Here is an 18,731-nt window from a genome sequence, read left to right on the forward strand (position 1 = left end):
TAAGTCCCTTTTAACTTCAAGGTTCCTATACCTTTCTTGTCTGAAAAAGTTATGGCTTTGCGAGTAGCAGAAAGCTTCCATCCAGTTGTTTTATATTCAGCTCAAAAAAGAGAGTTTAGACACTATGTAGGAGGATTATTGGGAGAAAGTGAGAGAAAAAACTTATTTCAGCTCGCAGAGAATGCTATAGGGGTGACTTACCACCGATTACACCACTTTTTAACCCAAGCACCTTGCTTGGTCTACTTCCCAGGTAAACGAACGGCGCTTGGAGATCATTGACAGGAGGCTTGAGACGTAGGTGGGCAAGCAAACCTTTGAACACCTTTACTGAAGCCTTAGAAGCCTTTAGAACGGCTATGTCTTATCGATTTTTCGATTGGTTGACCCTCAACCGTGATGTATTTGCTGCTTACAAAGCTAGTTTGGGCTTTATTTGGGCTTAATTTTTGTTTAAGTCCCGTTAATGGACTTCCTGCCGATTCCACAGGAATTTCTGCCACTGCCTATACCAATAGCTTCAATGGACTCACTGGAACCACTTTTACAACTCAATACACGCTAGACCCAACTAGCAACAGCCTGTTTATTCAGAACCCGCCTAACAATGGCACCCAAACAGTTCAATTGTTAGTTACCCTTAACGGCGCTCCACTAAATTTTACTGAAGCTAGCGGTTTCGATATTCCGTCAAATGTACGAGTTCCTGCATCAAATGCAGCAGCTTCAGGACGGGGGATAGCAGCATTGAGCGTTGGAGGTTTGACTAATCTATATACCATTGAACTAAGTACGGGGGTTGCTACTCTGCTCGGCCCTATTGGTTCAGGTACAAGTTTAGCTAGTTTGACAGTCGCGGAATCTCCTACTGGCACAGTGGCGTTTGGTAACGCTACCTATACCGTTGATCAAAATGGCACAGCGATCGCGCTCGATTTAGTTCGTACAGGTGGTTCTAGTGGTGCTTTCACTGTAGATGTGGCTGGTTTTGACAATGGCACACCTGTAACTGTGACTTTTGCTGATGGTCAGACTACTTCCACCTTAAATATTACTGATGACAGCCTGGGTGAAGACAATGAGACGTTTACACTGTCCTTAAAAAATCCTACAAATGGGGCTGTTTTAGCAGCACAGGACACTGCTATCTTTGAGATTACCAAAAATGATAATGGTGGCACGATTAGCGTTAGTTATAATGGCACAGTTAGCGTTAATAATGGTGGCACGATCGCAACTAACTTTGCTGCTAACGGTAACGCCATCGTCTCTATTGCTAGCAACTTTCAAAAGCTTGTGCAGTTCTCGTTATCCAGCCGAAAGAATACCGTTGTCAACGAGATTGTTGCTTTCACGGTTGATGACGATTTAGGTGCGATCAATGGCATTGCTCCTAATGCAACAGGCTATTTGGAAGCTGCGATCGCTCGTTCCCGTACCATCTTTTCTACACTCAGTAACAATCCTAATGGCTTTGGCGGTGGACTATCAAGTATTTTAAAGACTTCAACGATGTCATTGTGCGTGTCACTATCTAAGCCGATTAGGGTTAATACCGTTTCATCAAAAATACCTTCGCCATATAAAAGCCTGTCATTCTTTCAGATGTGCGATCGCCTACGCCATCGCGCCCATGAAAATGCGTCAAAATAATTCGTAATTCGTAGTTGCAATCAGTTGGGGCTTGTACCCTCTTAATTACGAATTACGAATTATTGATATTGGGAGATGTCGTAGTTAAAGAAAACGCCGCGCTCTCCACTGTGCGGAATCTTTAAAAATACTCCAGAACGGAGATGAATCAACGATTAACAGTACTCATGTCAGGGTAGCGATCGCCTGCTGCGACATTTTTCGGTGCAGTTGCCTCAAGTCGATTCAACTCTTCTGAAGTTAAGGTAATTGCAGTAGCCCCAATATTCTCCTCTAAATAAGTACGGCGTTTTGTACCAGGAATTGGGACAATATCTTCTCCTTGAGCCAAAAGCCATGCTAGTGCAAGCTGACTAGAAGTTACTCCTTTTTCGGTGGCGATCGCTTTCACTTGCTCGACTAATTGCAGGTTTTTATAAAAATTCTCACCTTGAAAGCGGGGAGAATTTCTTCGATAGTCATCTGGTGCAAGGTCATCAGGGCTGGTGATTGCACCTGATAAAAACCCCCTTCCTAATGGACTATAGGGAACAAACCCAATTCCTAATTCCCGCACAGTAGATAAAATTTCATCTTCTGGCTCTCGACTCCACAGAGAGTATTCTGTTTGCAGTGCGCTAATGGGGTGAACTGTCTGTGCCCGTCGAATCGTAGCAGGAGCAGCCTCCGAAAGTCCCAAGTAACGCACTTTTCCTTGCTGCACTAACTCTGCCATCGCCCCAACAGTATCTTCAATGGGTACGGTTGAATCTACCCGATGTTGATAATAGAGGTCAATCACTTCAACTCCCAGACGTTTTAGCGAGGCTTCACAAGCTGTCTGGACATATTCTGGTTTGCCACTAATCCCTTTCCAGCCGCCATCTTCAGCGCGGACATTGCCAAATTTGGTTGCTAATACTACCTGATCTCGCTTCTCTTTGATTGCTCTGCCTATTAGTTGCTCATTAGTAAAGGGGCCATACATATCAGCAGTATCGAGAAAATTAACTCCAAGTTCCAATGCTCGATGAATTGTGGCAATCGCCTCCTGTTCATCACGACCACTATAGAACTCAGACATTCCCATGCAACCAAGTCCGATCTGTGAAACTTCCAACCCTTGTCTGCCTAGCTTTCTGGTTCTCATTAAATAATCTCCTAGTCAGTAATTAAGAAGAGAAAATCAGGTCTTTTAGCATTATCCCTTTCCCGCTCATCAAGTCATCTCTTCTTAGAAGTATTTTCTGATATATGAAGCAAGGGACAGGTGTTAAAACTGCTGGCTGTAGGATTAGTAATGAAGCGATCGCTCAACGGATGAAACTGAGTCTTTCCACCATCAGCCACTTATTTAGTCAGCTAGAGTACACAAACAGCACGGAGACTGAACTACAGCAGTACGAGAGCAGATATATTCAACAATAGTGATTCAACTAGATCAAAGCAGTATAGAGATCCATCTATGCCTACTTGGAACAAAGATGTGGGAATAAATTGTTACAAAGTTTAGTACAATAGCATCGTTCACAAATAAGTATTTTTTCTCATATACATGATAGCGGATCAATTTCCTTGGCTTACCGCGATTGTCTTGCTGCCACTCGTTGCTTCCTTGCTCATCCCTGTACTACCTGATAAAGATGGCAAGCGCGTCCGGTGGTATGCACTGGGTGTAGGTATGGCAGACTTTGCCTTGATGTGCTACGCCTTTTGGAAGCATTACGATGCCAGCAGTGCTAGTTTTCAACTCGTAGAAACTTATGCCTGGATGCCTCAGTTAGGTCTGAACTGGGCAGTATCGGTCGATGGACTTTCAGTGCCACTTGTGCTTCTAGCAGGATTTGTCACTACACTCTCGATTTTTTCAGCCTGGCAAGTTGATCACCGACCCCGCCTCTTCTATTTCTTGATGCTGGTGCTGTATTCCGCACAAGTAGGAGTATTCGTTGCCAAAGACTTGCTACTATTTTTCATTATGTGGGAAGTAGAACTGATTCCCGTCTACCTACTAGTGTGTATTTGGGGTGGGCAAAGGCGTCGCTATGCGGCTACAAAATTCTTGATATATACTGCTGCGGCTTCTATATTTATTTTGGTAGCAGCCCTGGCAATGGGGTTATACGGCGGCGGTAATATGACATTTGATATCACCGCACTGGGCATGAAGGAATATCCCCTTGGTCTACAACTGCTACTTTATGCAGGGTTGCTGATTGCCTTTGGTGTCAAACTTGCTGTTTTCCCTATGCATACTTGGTTGCCTGATGCCCACGGCGAAGCATCTTCTCCAGTGTCGATGATTTTGGCTGGTGTGTTGCTGAAGATGGGCGGATACGGACTGATTCGCCTGAATCTTGAGCTACTTCCCGATGCACACATTTACTTTGCGCCGATTCTAGCCATTTTGGGTGTTGTCAACATTATCTATGGTGCATTGAACTCCTTTGCTCAGACCAATATGAAGCGGCGTTTGGCTTATTCGTCGATTTCCCACATGGGGTTTGTACTACTTGGGATTGCGTCCTTCACGGATTTGGGAATCAACGGCGCGATGTTGCAGATGATTTCGCATGGTTTGATCGCATCAGTGCTGTTTTTCTTAGCAGGCGTTACTTACGATCGCACCCACACAATGGTAATGAAAGATATGGGCGGTATTGGTCAAGCCATGCCCAAAGTCTTTGCTCTGTTCACAATCGCAGCAATGGCATCCCTGGCACTTCCCGGTATGAGCGGCTTTGCTGGCGAACTCTCGGTATTCGTTGGTCTGACAAGCAGCGACGTTTACAGTTCGACTTTCTGCACCGTAACAGTTTTTCTCGGCGCAGTTGGAGTCATCCTCACACCTATCTATCTACTTTCCATGCTGCGAGAGGTATTTTATGGTGACGGTGCAGCGCTCATCTGCGACATTAATAATGCAGGCTTGGAAAATCAAGAAGATGACGGAACAGTTTGTTTTGGTACAGACTGCTTTGTGCCAGAAGATGCAGTTTATGACGATGCTAGACCGCGTGAGGTGTTTATCGCTGCCTGTTTTCTGCTGATGATTATTGGTATTGGTTTTTATCCCAAGATGGCTATGCAGATGTACGACGTGAAAACTGTCGCAGTGAATGCCAATCTTCGCCAGTCTTATGCCATAGTCTCGCAAACAAATCCCCAGATTTATGCTAATGGATTATTGGTTCCGCAAATTTCAGAGGTTGAAGTAACGCCCGTTTTGGGAACTTTGAAGTAAGCTTTTTGACCAATATACTTGTCGAAAAGAGCGATCGCTAGGTATCTTTCTGAGGAATAACAGAGCATTGATAGACTATCAATACTCTGTTATTCTCAGGATGCCCAAGATGTTTTTTCTGGAAAAGCTCCTTTTTTCCAATTTTGCCAAACCTTTACTGCTGCTCGTTGAAAAAATGCCTGCGAGTTTTGCTCTGGTGTTTCTTGAAGTTCCTTAATTTCTCCACTCAATTTATCTATCCATAAAGAGCCGAGACGATCTTCATGTGAACCAAAGCGGTAAGTAACGCCGGTCTCATCCTCCTTTTCTTTTAGAATCAATACGTAAAAAGCCATAACAGATTCATGTGGTCTGTAAAAGTTGCGGTACTTTAGTTTTAACTCATTTGAGTTATGCTGATGTTACTGGGGGACTCCACAAACGACCAGACCGTTCAGTAGCGTCATGATCTGTACGGTAGTTGGTATGGAAAATGCCTTCAAACCTCGACTCAAAGTATTCATGTTCCAGTAGTCTCAAATCTTCAGGGTTAAAATTACCTCGCTGTAACCTAATCCAGGCATCTGCTATATCTGGATCAGAACTAAAGCGGTTAAATCCGAGATTGTAATCCAATTTGTGTTCATCATAAAATAAATGTTTTTTGATCCGTTGAATGCGAAACTCTGCCCATCCAGTGTTACGTGCAATCACTGCTACATCGTCAACATCACGAATAGCATCATACGCTTCAGGAGCATACTCAAGAAAGCGCTTTAAATATTCCATTTATTAAAATTAGTTAATATAAATAGTCAATATATAATCCAACAATAACATTATTTTTAGATCATTAGGTAAAAAATAGATTAATAAAATGTAAACACTCAGATGGGTATGCAAACTACTACAACAGATAATTAGCATCACTAGTAAACAAATCAACCCTTTACATGAGATGCTGGTTGATGATTAGTGAGTTTTACCAATGTCTGTTGTTTCTGCTATCACTGTTACCGTTCCCGCCACAACTGCGAATTTGGGGCCTGGTTTTGATTGCATCGGTGCAGCTTTAAAGTTGTACAACGAGTTCAAGTTCACTCGTGTGGAAGAGGGTGGATTAATTATTCATGTCACTGGTACTGAAGCTGAACGAGTTCAAACCAATGAGAGCAATCTCCTCTACCAAGCATTTGTCAAGTTCTATCAACATATAGAGCAGACGCCGCCGACTGTGAAAATAGAGATTAAGTCAGGTGTCCCACAGGCACGGGGTTTGGGTAGTTCGGCGACAGCAATTGTCGGTGGATTGATTGCTGCTAATCAACTTGAGGGTGCTACTATGAGTCAGTCGCAGGTGATGGAGTTAGCGATCGCAATGGAAGGACATCCTGATAATGTAGTTCCAGCTTTGTTGGGGGGATGTCGTCTTGCTGCCACCAGTGGCGCAGCTTGGGAAATTTGTGATGTTCCCTGGCATAAAGATGTTGTACTAGTTGTGGCTATTCCTGATTTTGAACTTTCCACTTCAGAGGCGCGGGGCGTTCTCCCAAATGAAGTGAGTCGTGCGGATGCGATTTTCAATACAGCACATCTGGGGTTATTGTTGCGCGGCTTGGAAACTGGTAACGGACAATGGTTAAAGACAGCTTTGCAAGATAAGTTGCATCAACCCTATCGCAAAGCTTTGATTCCTGGTTACGATGCTGTCAATATAGCAGCTGTTAGTGCTGGTGCTTATGGCATGGTGATTAGTGGTGCGGGGCCGACACTGTTAGCTTTAGCGGATGAGTCACACTCAAAAGCTGTGGAGGCGGCGATGTTAGCTGCTTGGCAAGAAGAAGGAATTACAGCCGAGGTGCGATCGCTTTCTCTCGATACCCAAGGCGCAAAAAGCTTTTAAAAAATCAGAATTCAGGAGTCAGGAGTCAGAATTCAGAATTAAATTCTGTATTCTTCTTTAAAAAATCAGATGACTATTTTACTCAGCATTTAAAACTCGATTTATGGAGCAAATTCAGGCTGAAATAGCGGCGCTTAACTCTCAAATTCAGATTCTCCGAGAAGAACGCGCTGCACTCACTGTTAATAATGTCATGTCTGGCGAGAACGATTCACCCCAGGCAATGGTTGAAGCGTACCGCCGCCAAGCCAGAGAAAATGCCCAATTATCAGTTGAACTCCAGGGCATAGATAATGCGATCGCAGCCCTGGAAGTCCAAATAAAACAAAAACAAGGTAAGTTAGTGCGGGGGCAAGTTGAATTAAAACAACTTATCCAACAGCAGCAGCTAGAGGAAGCAAAAGAAGTAGCACAAGTTCATGCTGAACGCATAAATCAGCTAGCTGGGGAACTGGCGACAGAAGTCCGTTTTCTTAAGGCTTGTGCCAATCAACTGAGTCCAATGTATTGGCAGATTTATTACAAGCCCTTCATTACTGGGTTCAAGACAATCTCCGTTCCCTATGTCCGCTCAGATGGGGAAGTGTGGACAATTGTCAACCGGATTGTTTAATGCCAGCATTTATAAACGAGAAATACTTTATTAACATTGACTTTTTCAAGAATCATTTGACATCACAAGACAGTTGCTAAAATCGTCCATATCGAGAGACTTTAACCTATGACGCAAGATTTTGCACTTTTAAAGCGGATATATAATGTTTTTGACCCTTTTCGACCCTTACCTGCTGGCGATCCCAAATATGTAGATTGTCAGGCTGTGCGGGGAGATGGCGACATCCTAGTAGAAATAGGTAAAGAGATTTTGTATTCAGACAGAATGACTTGTCAACTTTATGCAGGTCATCGCGGTGCAGGAAAGTCAACAGAATTGCTGCGGTTGCAAAAATATTTAGATGAGGAAGGCTGCTTTGTGGTTTATTTTGCTGCCGATGAAGCAGATATTCAGCCAGAAGATGCCCAATATACAGATATTCTCTTAGCTTGTACACGACATTTATTAGAAGCGTTAAAAGATAATGCTTCTCCTGCCAGTTTGTTGAACTGGTTAAACAACCGCTGGCAAGATTTAAAAGATTTGGCACTGACTGAAGTATCACTAGATAAATTAACCATAGAAGCAAAAATCTCCCAATTTGCCAAAATCACAGCGAGTTTACGAGCTGAACCTAGCCAACGCCAAAAAATTCGTGAACGAGTCAACCCCCATACAATAACTTTAATTGAAGCGTTAAATGATTTTATTAAAGATGCAAAAAATAACTTACCTTCAGGATATTCTCAACTAGTGTTAATTGTTGACAACTTAGATCGGATTGTCCCTATTGCTCAAGAAGATGGACGTAGCAATCATGAGCAGATTTTTCTAGACCGCAGCGAACAACTCCAAGCTTTAGATTGCCATCTAGTTTACACAGTACCTATTTCTTTACTTTATTCTAATCGAGCAGTAGATATAGCAAATATCTATGGAAATCCTCAAGTATTGCCAATGATTATGGTGCAAACTCCTGAAAATCAAAGCTATCAAGATGGAATAAATAAAGTTATGGAAGTCTTGCAAAAACGGCTGAGTTCTATAGATGCTAGTTTATCTATTGTGGATATGTTTGAGGATAGGGAGGCGTTAGAGCAACTATGCCTCATGAGTGGTGGTCATGTGCGGAATTTGTTATTATTAATGAAGGAGGCAATTAAATACACTAGCGCCAAAATAATTAGTAATAGAGCCTTACAACGGTCAATTAGCGAGTTGCGAAATACTTATAGAAATACCGTATTTGCTAATGAATGGGAGGCACTGGCTAAAGTATATCATTTTAAACAGATAGAAAATGAACCACTGTATCGGGGATTATTATTTAATCGTTGTATTTTAGAATATCGTGATTTGGATAATCAGGGAAATAGCAAAGTCTGGTATGATATTCATCCTCTCATTAAAGGAATTAAAGAATTTCAAGACATTTACAATCTCTTGTACCCATCCGAAGATAAGTAACTGTATCATCACCCGCTAATAGTTAGTATTATCTGACTACGATTATGGTATTAAAACTGACGAATTGGGATAATGATTTCGCAGTAAAAGGAGACGAAGAATACCAAGCCTTAGTCCGTACTTTTAACTTTATAGAAGGTTTTGGCTTATTATTTGTCCGTTGTTCTCCAGCAGAAGGTGAGCGGATAATTACCAAAGTAAAGGAAGATATTAAAGATAAAAGTATAGAAGTTTTACGCTTAAATAAATATGCTAATAATTTATACGAAATAATTGATAAATTAGATAATAAAGAAAGCATAAAAATTTTATTTATTACAGGATTACATTCTTCATTTTATGAATATGAAGAATGTAAAATGTTGACTGGTTGGAATAGTAAGGATATTTATTCATATAGTTGGAAGGGTGTGCCACCGGTTTTAATTAATCTCAACCAACAGAGGGAAAGTTTTAGAGATAGCTTTAATATTTGTTTCGTGTTCTTGCTACCTCAATTTGCTATTAAGTATTTTATCCAACGCGCTCCTGACTTTTTTGATTGGCGTTCTGGAATGTTTGAATTTCCCATAGATCCAGAAATTCTAAAGCAAGAATCATCACGGATATTCCCAGTAGGAGACTATAAAAAATATACTACTTTAACCGCAGAAGAAAGGAATAAAAAAATAATAACCATTCAAGAACTAATTGCAGAAGACCATCAAACAGTTACTTTAAAAAGTGCATTATTGTTCGAACTAGGGAATTTACATCTAATTGAGCAAGATTATAAAGGAGCAATTGACGCTTATAATGAAGCGATAAAAAATAAAACCCATTTTTGCGAAGTTTGGCATAATCGGGGCACTGCGTCATTAATTTTAGGACGATATGAAGAAGCGATTGCCTCTTATGACCAAGCACTGAAAATTCAACCTGATTTTGACGAATCTTGGAACAATCGGGGCACTGCGTTATTAATTTTAGGACGATATGAAGAAGCGATTGCCTCCTATGACCAAGCGCTGAAAATTCAACCTGATAATTACGAACTTTGGAATAATCGGGGCACTGTGTTATTGAATTTAGGACGGTATGAAGAAGCGATTGACTCCTATGACCAAGCACTAAAAATTCAACCTGATGAATACGAAGCTTGGAACAATCGGGGCATTGCAATATTTAATTTAGGACAATATGAAGAAGCGATCGCATCTTATGACCAAGCGCTGAAAACTCAACCTGATAAATACGAAGCTTGGAACAATCGGGGCAATGGACTGTTGAATTTAGAACAGTACGAAGAAGCGATCGCATCTTATGACCAAGCGCTGAAAATTCAACCTGATAATTACAAAGCTTGGAACAATCGAGGCAATGCACTGTTGAATTTGGGACGGTATGAAGAAGCGGTCGCCTCCTATGAACAAGCGCTGAAAATTCAACCTGATAATTACGAAGCTTGGAACAATCGGGGCATTGCACTGTTGAATTTAGAACAATATGAACAAGGGATTGCATCTTATGACCAAGCACTGAAAATTCAATCTGATAATTACAAAGCTTGGAACAATCGGGGGAGTGCGCTGTTTAATTTAGGACGGTATGAAGAAGCGATTACCTCCTATGATCAAGCACTGAAAATTCAACCTGATAATTACGAAACTTGGAACAATCGGGGCAATGCACTGTTGAATCTAGGACAGTATGAAGAAGCAATTGCCTCTTATTACCAAGCACTGAAAATTCAACCTGATAATCATGAAGCTTTGAATAATCGGGGTATTGCACTGTTAAATTCAGAACAGTATAAAGAAGCGATCGCATCTTTCGAGCAAGCGCTGAAAATCCAACCTAATAATCATGAAGCTTTGAATAATCGGGGTATTGCACTGTTGAATTTAGAACGCTATGAAGAAGCGATCGCATCTTATGACCAAGCGCTGAAAATTCAACCTGATAAATACGAAGCTTGGAACAATCGGGGCAATGGACTGTTGAATTTAGAACAGTACGAAGAAGCGATCGCATCTTATGACCAAGTGCTAAAAATTCAACCTGATAATTACAAAGCTTGGAACAATCGGGGCAATGGACTGTTGAATTTAGAACAGTACGAAGAAGCGATCGCATCTTTCGACCAAGCGCTGAAAATCCAACCTGATAATCATGAAGTTTGGAATAATCGAGGCAATGCGCTAGGGAATTTAGAACGCTATGAAGAAGCGATCGCATCCTTCGACCAAGCGCTGAAAATTCAACCTGATAATCATGAAGTTTGGAACAGTCGAGGTAAGGTACTAGGAAATTTAGAACAGTATGAAGAAGCGCTTACCTCCCATGACCAAGCATTGAAATTTAAACCTGATTACGATGAAGCTTGGCATGACCGAGGATATGTTCTTTACAACTTAGGATCTTATAAAGAAGCTATAGTGTGTTTTGATAAAGTACTGAAAATTAAACCCGATAACTACCTAGCATGGAATAATAGAGGCTATCTATTGCTTAAAAAATATTCTAATGACGGAAAAGTAGCTATTTTTGGAAAAGCCTTAGAAATTGGTTTGAGCTTACACAACTTTTATAATCAATATTTTTCTAGAGAAGACTTTAAACTTTATGAAGAAGCCCTTAGCAACTTCAATAAAGCGCTTGAATTGAAGTCTGATTTTGAGCTAAGTTGGGCAAATCAAGGTTATACCTTATATTACTTAGGTCGCTATAAAGAGGCGCTTATTAGTTGTAATAAGGCTCTTGAATTGAAACCTAATGACTATGTAACTTGCTTTAATAAAAGCTTTGCTCTTATAAAACTAAGACGTTATAAAGAAGCTATTACTAGCTTAAATAAAGGTTTAAAAATTAAACCTGACAATCATATTGCTTGGTATAATAAAGCTCGATCTTATGCACTGATAGGTAATAGTAGACGAGCGATAAAGAATTTCAAAATCGCACTTAGGTTAAATTTTGAAGAAAGTAGAAATATGGCAAAAACTGATCCTGATTTTAATACTATTCGCGAAACCAAAAAATTTAAGTTTTTGATTGAATAATCTAATAAAACCTGAAAAATTAATTTACTCATACTATAGAAATGCACCAAAATAAATTGGCTTACTGTTGAAATAATCACTAATGATCCAGCAGAATTATGTTCGATGCGAAAGTCGCGGTTTAAGTAGTCATACGAAACTAAATATACATTGTCATTGTAAGTGAGTTCAGGTAAATGCAGGACAAATCAATGCCATTGATTGAATATATTGTTGCAATCAATTTGATTAATTTATAGTACCTCAGTAAAGTAAAATTAAAAGCAGTTTGAAGGTCATCAAAATGACAAATCAAAAAAGGATTGCTGTGGTAACAGGCAGTAATCGAGGTCTAGGATATGCAATTTCCCGTCAATTATCCCAAATTGGCAACAGCGTAATTCTGACGAGTCGGAATGAAACCGATGGTCTTGCTGCTAAACAGCAGCTTACCAATGAAGGATTTGATGTTGACTATCACACGCTGGATGTCACCAATGATGGAAGTGTGCAGCAGTTTACTGAGTGGCTGCGTGAAACTTACGGCAAAGTAGATATTCTGGTCAATAATGCAGGCGTAAATCCCACAACGAAGCCGGAGGAATCCAGCTTACTGACTGTTCAATTGGAAACGATGCGATCCACCTTTGAAACTAATGTTCTAGCGGTACTTAGAATTTCTCAAGCATTAATTCCGTTGATGAAGGTGCAAAACTACGGTCGCATTGTCAATATCTCAACAGAAATGGCATCTCTGGTGTCAGTTCCCACTGACTACTACCCTTTAGCACCCTCCTATCGACTCTCGAAGCTGGGAGTAAATGGACTAACGGTGATTCTGGCGAAGGAACTCCAAGATACTAATATTCTTGTAAATGCCTATTCTCCTGGTTGGATGAAGACAGATATGGGGGGAGATAATGCCCCGTTCACAGCAGAAGAAGGAGCGCAAACCGCAGTCTATTTGGCAACACTTGCCGATGGAGGAGCGCAAGGACAGTTTTTTGCAGAGATGCGAAAGTTTGGTGGCCCCATTCAATTACAGTGGTAGGTTAATATGGGAAATCCCGCAGGTTTACCGTCTATTTACGCAGATAAGCCGATTGAATTAGCACTTGCCAAAGTTATTACCTCGTTCCCAGTCAATACTTTTTTGGAAAATCTAGCGATACCTGCGGCGGGCTACGCCTACGCTCCAGATGGCACAATCTTTGTAACTAATCACGAAGTTGGCGAGATTGTTCGCATTACCCTAGATGGCAATCAGCAGATTCATGCCAGTGTTGAAGGCAAAGTGAGTGGTCTTGCTTTCACTGCCAACGGGGGTTTAATCGCAACAGGCTGGAATGCTGATTCTATACCTGTGGTTTCTTTAATTGCCTCAGATGGTACAGTAGAAACCTTGCTGACACTGCCAGAGGCGATCTTTCTCAACGGCATTACTCCACTTTCTGGCACTCAGTATTTAACAGCAGATTCCTATCGGGGTGCAATTTGGCTGATTGATATCGCTCAACGTCGTGGATCTATTTGGCTAGAACATTCAATGCTTGCTCGTAGTAATTCCGAGAACGTCATTCCGGCTGCAAATGGCTTGAAGCGTTTTGGTGATTTCCTCTACGTTTCAAATACAGAAAAAATGTTGTTGTTGCGGATTCCCGTTGGTATTGGAAATGAACCCGGTGAGCCGGAAATCTTTGTTGAGCAGACTAATATTGATGACTTTGCCTTTGATGTGGAAGGCAGTCTTTACGGAGCAACGCACATCTACAACAGTGTAGTGCGAATTGCAAGCGATCGCAGTACAACCATCATTGCTCAAGCCGAGTCAGGTGTAATAGGTAGCACAGCCGTGGCTTTTGGTCAAAGCGAGGACGATTGCACCGCGATATATGTCGTTACCAACGGTGGAATGTTTTTACCTCCTCCTACAGGTGTCGTTCCTGCTAACGTTGTCCGACTTGAAGTTGGGAAAGCTGGATATCCCTTGGCTAGAGAATGACTAAATTTTAGAGTTCGTGGTGAGCCTCAGCCGAACGATTTTAGATTTTTAATCCAAAATCTAAAATCCAAAATCCAAAATTGATTGACTTAATCATGCTACGTTACAAAAAGTAACATTTACTAACTTGATGGTGACATAACTAATGGAGATAGAACAGGACGATCAATTTGTAACCGTAGTTATTACACAACTTGTCAAACCAGGATGCGAAACCGCTTATGAGGCTTGGTTAAAAGATATTACCAGTGTTGCCAGAACCTATACTGGTCACATGGGAACAAATGTGATTCGTCCTCAACTTGGGGTGCGAAATGAATATGTGATTATTTTCCGGTTTGACGGTTATGAAAATTTGAAAGTGTGGATGACATCGCGCGATCGCGAATACTGGCTAACTCAAGCTAAACCTTTAGTTGAATCTGACGCTGATGTTCAACAAATCAGTGGATTAGAAGCTTGGTTTTCTCTTCCCGGTCAACCATTAAAAACTCCACCACGCTATAAAACAGCATTGCTAACTTGGGGAGCTGTATTTGTGTTGATTAATTTGTTGAATACATTTATAACACCCCTAATTCGTGGTTTCCCGCCCTTGATTATTTCGTTGCTTATTACAATTACTATGGTTTTGCTGTTGACCTATGTTGTCATGCCTAGAGTTAGCCGTTTGTTTAGGTTTTGGCTATATCCTAAATCACGAAAAGTTTAGCATTTTACCTGCGGACTAGCATAAGAAGTAATAAAGAGCCAATTTATTAACTGTAGTAAACAGCTATGAAAATCTCAGAATTATCGACAGAAACTCTAGAAAAAATCAAGTTAGTTAGGTGGGATAGGATTATTGAGAAACATGAAGGACCAGAAAATTGGGAATCGGTTTTAAGATATGAACAGCCAGAATTTTTATTAGTGGAAGGATGCCCAACATTATTACCTGTAGATAAATCACATCACCCTAATATCACCATAATTCGTTGTATCTGGAGTGGGGATAAGAATTCTGTAACGCTTTTCCTATCGGATACTACCTATGAAGATGATCCTTTCTTTTCGGGATTTATAGCCGTATGCGATCGCCTTAAGAATGAAGAATTTTTCTTAGCAATCTTGTACCATGAATGGTTTATTATTGAAAGAGCCGCAGTTTTTGAATAATGAATTATCAGCAGTTGTTCAAAAATAGGACAGTACTAATAAAATATCTTAATTTTCCGAAATAGAGAATTATAAAATTATGAAAATTACTGGAGTTTGGCATATTTACGAAATGTAAATGTGGGATGAATCTTACTTTAATAGGGAGAAAACCTTGATATGCAACTGTAAAAGTATTATCAATAGTACTTAATTTTGTTCACAAATCAAATAGGAACCCTATAGTCGAAAGCGAAAAACATTGTCAAAGTTTCAGGGGAAGGCTAATTTGAAATGTGGAGCCTTGACTCAGCATACTATTTACAGTAATTTGCCCTCCGTATCGTTGCACAATTTGTTGAGCGATCGCAAGTCCGAGTCCAAAGCCGCCTGTTTGCCGAGATCGGACAGTATCTACACGATAAAAACGCTCAAATATATGTGGCAAATCAGTGGACGGAATGCCAATCCCGTTGTCTTTGACTTGAATTACTGCGTAGTGAGACTGGGTAAAAAGATGTAATTCTACCTTACCGTCTGCTGGTGTGTACTTGAAGGCATTAGTTAGAAGATTAATCACAGCTTGTTTGAGCAAATTAGCATCGGCTTTTAACATGATGGGACGCTCTGGAAGGTGAGCATTGAAATTGAGACTTTGGGCAGGAGCAAGGGCTGCGAAATCCTGTGCCAGCGATCGCAATATCTCACACAAATCAACGGGTTTTAATCCGGTTTCCGCAAGGGAACCATTATGACGTGACAAAAAAAGCAGATCATTGATCAGCGTACTCATGGACTTAGCTGTTTGGGCGATATTTTGCAACCGCAATTTTTGCTCCAACAAGTCTTCGGGGGGTATCAGGGCAACTTGGGCATTGCTCAATATCGTAGCAACAGGTGTACGTAGTTCATGAGAAGCATCGGCTGTAAATTGCTGCAATTGCTGATAAGCACGAAGGCTTGGTCGCATTGCCAATCCGCCTAAAAACCAACCTGTAATGCCTATGACACCAAAGGTCACAGGAACCCCAAAAGTTAAAAACAAGCGGGCTTGGTTCAGGTTAACGCGTAGAGAGTTCATTGCCACTGCTGCTTGGAAGTAGCCAATGAGCCGCTTATCTTCAAAAATAGGAATTGTGACTTGGCGAACCCAGGTTCTTATCAAATATTCAGCACCTAGTGGTAGTTGTAGCGTTTGAAATCCTGGTTCTGCTGTCAACTGATTGTTACCCAATGAACCGATATATTGCAAAAGTTGTTTATCAGAGTTGTACCATCGCGCATATATTAGGTCGCCATTCAAAGATGCTCCGTTTTCTATGGGAGTTTTGCTGCGCTGATTTCTCCATTGACTTTGATAAAGCGAGTATTGAGTCTTGGCAGCAAAAACTTTACTTTGTGAAAAGAGTTCATCATCAAAAACTCGCAACTGTTCTTCTACACTCAAACAATAGCCTACCCCTGCAAAAGCGAACAAAATTCCACCCATTGACAGGGCAAACCAGTGAGCAAGATTACGACGGCTACGATCAAACATTTGTTATTGGGCATGGGGCATTGGGCATGGGGCATTGGGCATTGGGAATTGGGCATTGGGCATTGGGCATTGGGCATTGGGCATTGGGCATGGGGCATTGGTTATTCTCTTTGTCCCGTTGTCCCCTTGTCCCCCTGCCTCCCCTGCCTCCTAACGGTTTAGAAAGGCGGATTTATTCTATAGCCCATTCGATGGACTGTTTCTATCCAATCTTTTACACCAATGGTTTGTAGGCGCTGGCGCAAGCGGCGAACCAAGGTAGTTACTGCATTACTTTCTGGTTCCTCTCCGTAGCTCCAAAGGGCTTGCTCAATCTGGTTATGAGATAATACTTGGCGGGAATGACGCATTAAATACTCCATCAATTGAAACTCCCGGCTAGAAAGTTGAGTTGTCAACGAACCAAGTTCTAGCGTCAAAGTGGATAAATGAAGTTGCAAATCGCCCAAGCTAAGTATATCTCCTTGCCACATAGGCGATCGCCTTCCTAGTGCCCGGACTCGTGCCAATAACTCCAGAACATCTACGGGCTTTACTAAGTAATCATCGGCTCCAGCATCTAAACCCATTACTTTATCTAAAACCGTGTCTTTCGCCGTCAGCATCAAGACAGGAGTCAGCTTACCTGCTCGTCGATATACTTGACACAATTCTACGCCACTGATTTTAGGCAACATCCAATCTAGAATCAGCAAGTCATAGTCTTTGTGAAAGGCAAACCACTGCGCTGTTTCCCCATCAGCGATCGCATCAACTGTATGCCCCACCTTCAATAAGGCTGCCCGCAGTGGCTCTAACTGCGATGGGTCATCTTCGACTAGTAAGATCAACATCCCATTTGCTCAGGTTGCCGTAATTTTTCCTTGCTAATTTTAGATTAAGGTAAAAAGATGACGCAAAAGTGACGGGAAACACTCAACCTTATACCTTCTATGCAGCAACTTCAACTTTTTCAAGCGTTGCGATCGTTAGGCTTTGTGTTTTGGTTGTCCTTGCCGTTGATTGGGTTAGTTTTTTGGCTGGGGAGCGGCTTTGTCGGAGATCGGATTTTAAGTCACTCCAATCTCACCAAAAAATATCTCCTAGCAGATACCCAATCGGCACGACAGATTATGAAGAAGATAATAGCAATCAAAGTGGAAATTCTCCCCAAAAAAGGAGTTTCACGGGTGAACGTTAAAACCAACAACTCAGTTCTCACAAGGATAGTATTTGAATTTCCAATCACAGATATAAGCAAACTTGAAACCGCTCTTAGTCAAGAGTTAGGCTTACCGCGCGATCGCGTTAAAGAACTAATAGTTGAATCCAATGCATTATTGTAGAGACGGCGATTTATCGCGTCTTTGTGATTGAGAATTTTTTAGCCCTGGCGACTGGAAGTTGCGGCTATACAGACAAAACCCACCTCCGTGGGTTAAAAACCCTTGATTTTTCACGCTTTCCACGGAGGTGGACTTGGTTTGTTTATAGAACTTAGGCAAAAGTACACGCTGTAGGGGCAATTCATGAATTGCCCCTACCTAAAAATAAGGGTTTCGGCTATTGTTTGCGTAAGTCCTGGTTTAGTAGCAAATTCTATTCGCCTAATACTACGGTGGTGTATACAAGTCTCTTAACCTGCACCTTTGTTGTATCAACCTGCACTTTTGTTGCATTTACCTGCAAAAATTAATTTACCCTACGCTACGCAGTTGAATCCAATGCATTAGACCTCTTGCAAAAGTCCCTAACACCCCACCCCAACTCCTGAGCAGAGGGAGGGACAGTCGTAGTGAAGTCCAGAAATTGAATAATTTATTTTTTGGAGTTCCCTTAACCACTGCTTGAATTCAATAAACGACTACCCGAATTCAATAAACGACTACCCGAATTCAATAAACGACTACCCGAATTCAATAAACGACTACCCGAATTCAATAAACGACTACCCGAATTCAATAAACAACTACCCGAATTCAATAAACAACTACCCGAATTCAATAAACAACTACCCGAATTCAATAAACAACTACCCGAATTCAATAAACAACTACCCGAATTCAATAAACGACTACCCGAATTCAATAAACGACTACCCGAATTCAATAAACGACTACCCGAATTCAATAAACGACTACCCGAATTTAATAAACGACCACCCGAATTTAATAAACGACCACCCGAATTTAATAAACAACCACCCGAATTCAATATATTTATTGCATAAATTCTC

General features: G+C 41.2%; 18 protein-coding genes and 2 pseudogenes. 14 read left to right on the forward strand and 6 right to left on the reverse strand.

Going from position 1 to position 18,731, the window contains the following annotated elements; translation table 11 throughout:
• Positions 1-93: 93 nt before the first annotated feature.
• The 3 genes and pseudogenes from F8S12_RS42595 to F8S12_RS38390 all read left to right on the forward strand — a co-directional run.
• Positions 94-298 (forward strand): annotated as a pseudogene (locus F8S12_RS42595) (transposase); the annotation flags it as partial.
• Positions 270-446 (forward strand): annotated as a pseudogene (locus F8S12_RS38385) (IS701 family transposase); the annotation flags it as partial. The pseudogenes F8S12_RS42595 and F8S12_RS38385, both read left to right, overlap by 29 nt.
• A complete protein-coding gene (locus F8S12_RS38390) occupies positions 400-1,653 on the forward strand; it encodes a DUF4394 domain-containing protein (RefSeq protein WP_196521565.1) in 1,254 nt (417 codons plus the stop codon). The pseudogene F8S12_RS38385 and the gene F8S12_RS38390, both read left to right, overlap by 47 nt.
• A gap of 148 nt (positions 1,654-1,801) precedes the next feature.
• Here the strand turns inward: F8S12_RS38390 and F8S12_RS38395 are convergent, their stop codons facing one another.
• On the reverse strand, positions 1,802-2,782 hold the full coding sequence (locus tag F8S12_RS38395) for an aldo/keto reductase (RefSeq protein WP_196521566.1): 981 nt from the start codon (positions 2,780-2,782) through the stop codon (positions 1,802-1,804).
• Positions 2,783-2,886: 104 nt separating this feature from the next.
• Here F8S12_RS38395 and F8S12_RS38400 point away from each other — a divergent pair, with 104 nt between their 5' ends.
• Both F8S12_RS38400 and F8S12_RS38405 read left to right on the forward strand, forming a co-directional pair.
• The gene (locus F8S12_RS38400; protein ID WP_196521567.1) at positions 2,887-3,060 is read left to right on the forward strand and encodes a hypothetical protein; all 174 of its coding nucleotides are present in this window, start codon (positions 2,887-2,889) and stop codon (positions 3,058-3,060) included.
• Between the two features lie 127 nt (positions 3,061-3,187).
• Positions 3,188-4,876, forward strand: coding sequence for an NAD(P)H-quinone oxidoreductase subunit 4 (locus F8S12_RS38405; protein WP_196521568.1), 1,689 nt, complete (start codon positions 3,188-3,190; stop codon positions 4,874-4,876).
• Positions 4,877-4,971: 95 nt separating this feature from the next.
• On the opposite strand, the gene F8S12_RS38410 is transcribed toward F8S12_RS38405, so the two are convergent.
• Both F8S12_RS38410 and F8S12_RS38415 read right to left on the reverse strand, forming a co-directional pair.
• Positions 4,972-5,211: a hypothetical protein gene (locus F8S12_RS38410; protein ID WP_196521569.1), complete on the reverse strand. Its 240-nt coding sequence runs from the start codon at positions 5,209-5,211 to the stop codon at positions 4,972-4,974.
• A 55-nt stretch (positions 5,212-5,266) separates the two neighbouring features.
• On the reverse strand, positions 5,267-5,644 hold the full coding sequence (locus tag F8S12_RS38415) for a hypothetical protein (RefSeq protein WP_196521570.1): 378 nt from the start codon (positions 5,642-5,644) through the stop codon (positions 5,267-5,269).
• Between the two features lie 199 nt (positions 5,645-5,843).
• On the opposite strand from F8S12_RS38415, the gene thrB reads away from it, so the two are divergent.
• From thrB to F8S12_RS38455, 8 genes are all read left to right on the forward strand, one after another.
• Positions 5,844-6,758, forward strand: a complete 915-nt coding sequence (gene thrB, locus F8S12_RS38420) for a homoserine kinase (RefSeq protein ID WP_196521571.1) — start codon at positions 5,844-5,846, stop codon at positions 6,756-6,758.
• Between the two features lie 103 nt (positions 6,759-6,861).
• Entirely contained in the window at positions 6,862-7,371 is a 510-nt protein-coding gene (locus F8S12_RS38425) for a hypothetical protein (protein WP_196521572.1), read from the forward strand.
• 108 nt (positions 7,372-7,479) lie between these two features.
• Positions 7,480-8,820, forward strand: a complete 1,341-nt coding sequence (locus F8S12_RS38430) for an ATP-binding protein (RefSeq protein WP_196521573.1) — start codon at positions 7,480-7,482, stop codon at positions 8,818-8,820.
• A 44-nt stretch (positions 8,821-8,864) separates the two neighbouring features.
• A complete protein-coding gene (locus F8S12_RS38435; protein ID WP_196521574.1) occupies positions 8,865-11,861 on the forward strand; it encodes a tetratricopeptide repeat protein in 2,997 nt (998 codons plus the stop codon).
• A 283-nt stretch (positions 11,862-12,144) separates the two neighbouring features.
• Complete coding sequence (locus F8S12_RS38440; protein WP_196521575.1) at positions 12,145-12,891, forward strand: SDR family oxidoreductase; 747 nt, start codon at positions 12,145-12,147, stop codon at positions 12,889-12,891.
• Between the two features lie 6 nt (positions 12,892-12,897).
• The gene (locus tag F8S12_RS38445) at positions 12,898-13,842 is read left to right on the forward strand and encodes an SMP-30/gluconolactonase/LRE family protein (RefSeq protein WP_196521576.1); all 945 of its coding nucleotides are present in this window, start codon (positions 12,898-12,900) and stop codon (positions 13,840-13,842) included.
• A gap of 145 nt (positions 13,843-13,987) precedes the next feature.
• Positions 13,988-14,554, forward strand: coding sequence for an antibiotic biosynthesis monooxygenase (locus tag F8S12_RS38450; protein ID WP_196521577.1), 567 nt, complete (start codon positions 13,988-13,990; stop codon positions 14,552-14,554).
• A 65-nt stretch (positions 14,555-14,619) separates the two neighbouring features.
• Positions 14,620-15,000, forward strand: a complete 381-nt coding sequence (locus F8S12_RS38455) for a hypothetical protein (RefSeq protein ID WP_196521578.1) — start codon at positions 14,620-14,622, stop codon at positions 14,998-15,000.
• A gap of 244 nt (positions 15,001-15,244) precedes the next feature.
• Here the strand turns inward: F8S12_RS38455 and F8S12_RS38460 are convergent, their stop codons facing one another.
• Both F8S12_RS38460 and F8S12_RS38465 read right to left on the reverse strand, forming a co-directional pair.
• Positions 15,245-16,516 carry a sensor histidine kinase gene (locus tag F8S12_RS38460; protein WP_196521579.1) on the reverse strand — a complete coding sequence of 424 codons (1,272 nt, stop codon included), beginning with the start codon at positions 16,514-16,516 and terminating at the stop codon, positions 15,245-15,247.
• A gap of 158 nt (positions 16,517-16,674) precedes the next feature.
• Entirely contained in the window at positions 16,675-17,349 is a 675-nt protein-coding gene (locus F8S12_RS38465; RefSeq protein WP_196521580.1) for a response regulator transcription factor, read from the reverse strand.
• 99 nt (positions 17,350-17,448) lie between these two features.
• Between F8S12_RS38465 and F8S12_RS38470 the strand changes: the two genes are divergently transcribed.
• On the forward strand, positions 17,449-17,841 hold the full coding sequence (locus tag F8S12_RS38470; protein ID WP_196521581.1) for a hypothetical protein: 393 nt from the start codon (positions 17,449-17,451) through the stop codon (positions 17,839-17,841).
• Positions 17,842-18,331: 490 nt separating this feature from the next.
• Here the strand turns inward: F8S12_RS38470 and F8S12_RS41410 are convergent.
• Positions 18,332-18,731: hypothetical protein (locus tag F8S12_RS41410; RefSeq protein WP_230968570.1), on the reverse strand; the 400-nt coding region annotated here is incomplete at its 5' end.

Origin of the sequence: Nostoc sp. WHI (assembly GCF_015714725.1) — a bacterium.
Lineage (GTDB): Bacteria > Cyanobacteriota > Cyanobacteriia > Cyanobacteriales > Nostocaceae > Nostoc.

Excerpts from the sequence above, each read along its gene's own strand:
- F8S12_RS38390 (WP_196521565.1), top strand. The coding sequence starts at position 400 with ATGTATTTGCTGCTTACAAAGCTAGTTTGGGCTTTATTTGGGCTTAAT.
- F8S12_RS38395 (WP_196521566.1), bottom strand. The coding sequence starts at position 2,782 with ATGAGAACCAGAAAGCTAGGCAGACAAGGGTTGGAAGTTTCACAGATC.
- F8S12_RS38400 (WP_196521567.1), top strand. The coding sequence starts at position 2,887 with ATGAAGCAAGGGACAGGTGTTAAAACTGCTGGCTGTAGGATTAGTAAT.
- F8S12_RS38405 (WP_196521568.1), top strand. The coding sequence starts at position 3,188 with ATGATAGCGGATCAATTTCCTTGGCTTACCGCGATTGTCTTGCTGCCA.
- F8S12_RS38410 (WP_196521569.1), bottom strand. The coding sequence starts at position 5,211 with ATGGCTTTTTACGTATTGATTCTAAAAGAAAAGGAGGATGAGACCGGC.
- F8S12_RS38415 (WP_196521570.1), bottom strand. The coding sequence starts at position 5,644 with ATGGAATATTTAAAGCGCTTTCTTGAGTATGCTCCTGAAGCGTATGAT.
- thrB (WP_196521571.1), top strand. The coding sequence starts at position 5,844 with ATGTCTGTTGTTTCTGCTATCACTGTTACCGTTCCCGCCACAACTGCG.
- F8S12_RS38425 (WP_196521572.1), top strand. The coding sequence starts at position 6,862 with ATGGAGCAAATTCAGGCTGAAATAGCGGCGCTTAACTCTCAAATTCAG.
- F8S12_RS38430 (WP_196521573.1), top strand. The coding sequence starts at position 7,480 with ATGACGCAAGATTTTGCACTTTTAAAGCGGATATATAATGTTTTTGAC.
- F8S12_RS38435 (WP_196521574.1), top strand. The coding sequence starts at position 8,865 with ATGGTATTAAAACTGACGAATTGGGATAATGATTTCGCAGTAAAAGGA.
- F8S12_RS38440 (WP_196521575.1), top strand. The coding sequence starts at position 12,145 with ATGACAAATCAAAAAAGGATTGCTGTGGTAACAGGCAGTAATCGAGGT.
- F8S12_RS38445 (WP_196521576.1), top strand. The coding sequence starts at position 12,898 with ATGGGAAATCCCGCAGGTTTACCGTCTATTTACGCAGATAAGCCGATT.
- F8S12_RS38450 (WP_196521577.1), top strand. The coding sequence starts at position 13,988 with ATGGAGATAGAACAGGACGATCAATTTGTAACCGTAGTTATTACACAA.
- F8S12_RS38455 (WP_196521578.1), top strand. The coding sequence starts at position 14,620 with ATGAAAATCTCAGAATTATCGACAGAAACTCTAGAAAAAATCAAGTTA.
- F8S12_RS38460 (WP_196521579.1), bottom strand. The coding sequence starts at position 16,516 with ATGTTTGATCGTAGCCGTCGTAATCTTGCTCACTGGTTTGCCCTGTCA.
- F8S12_RS38465 (WP_196521580.1), bottom strand. The coding sequence starts at position 17,349 with ATGTTGATCTTACTAGTCGAAGATGACCCATCGCAGTTAGAGCCACTG.
- F8S12_RS38470 (WP_196521581.1), top strand. The coding sequence starts at position 17,449 with ATGCAGCAACTTCAACTTTTTCAAGCGTTGCGATCGTTAGGCTTTGTG.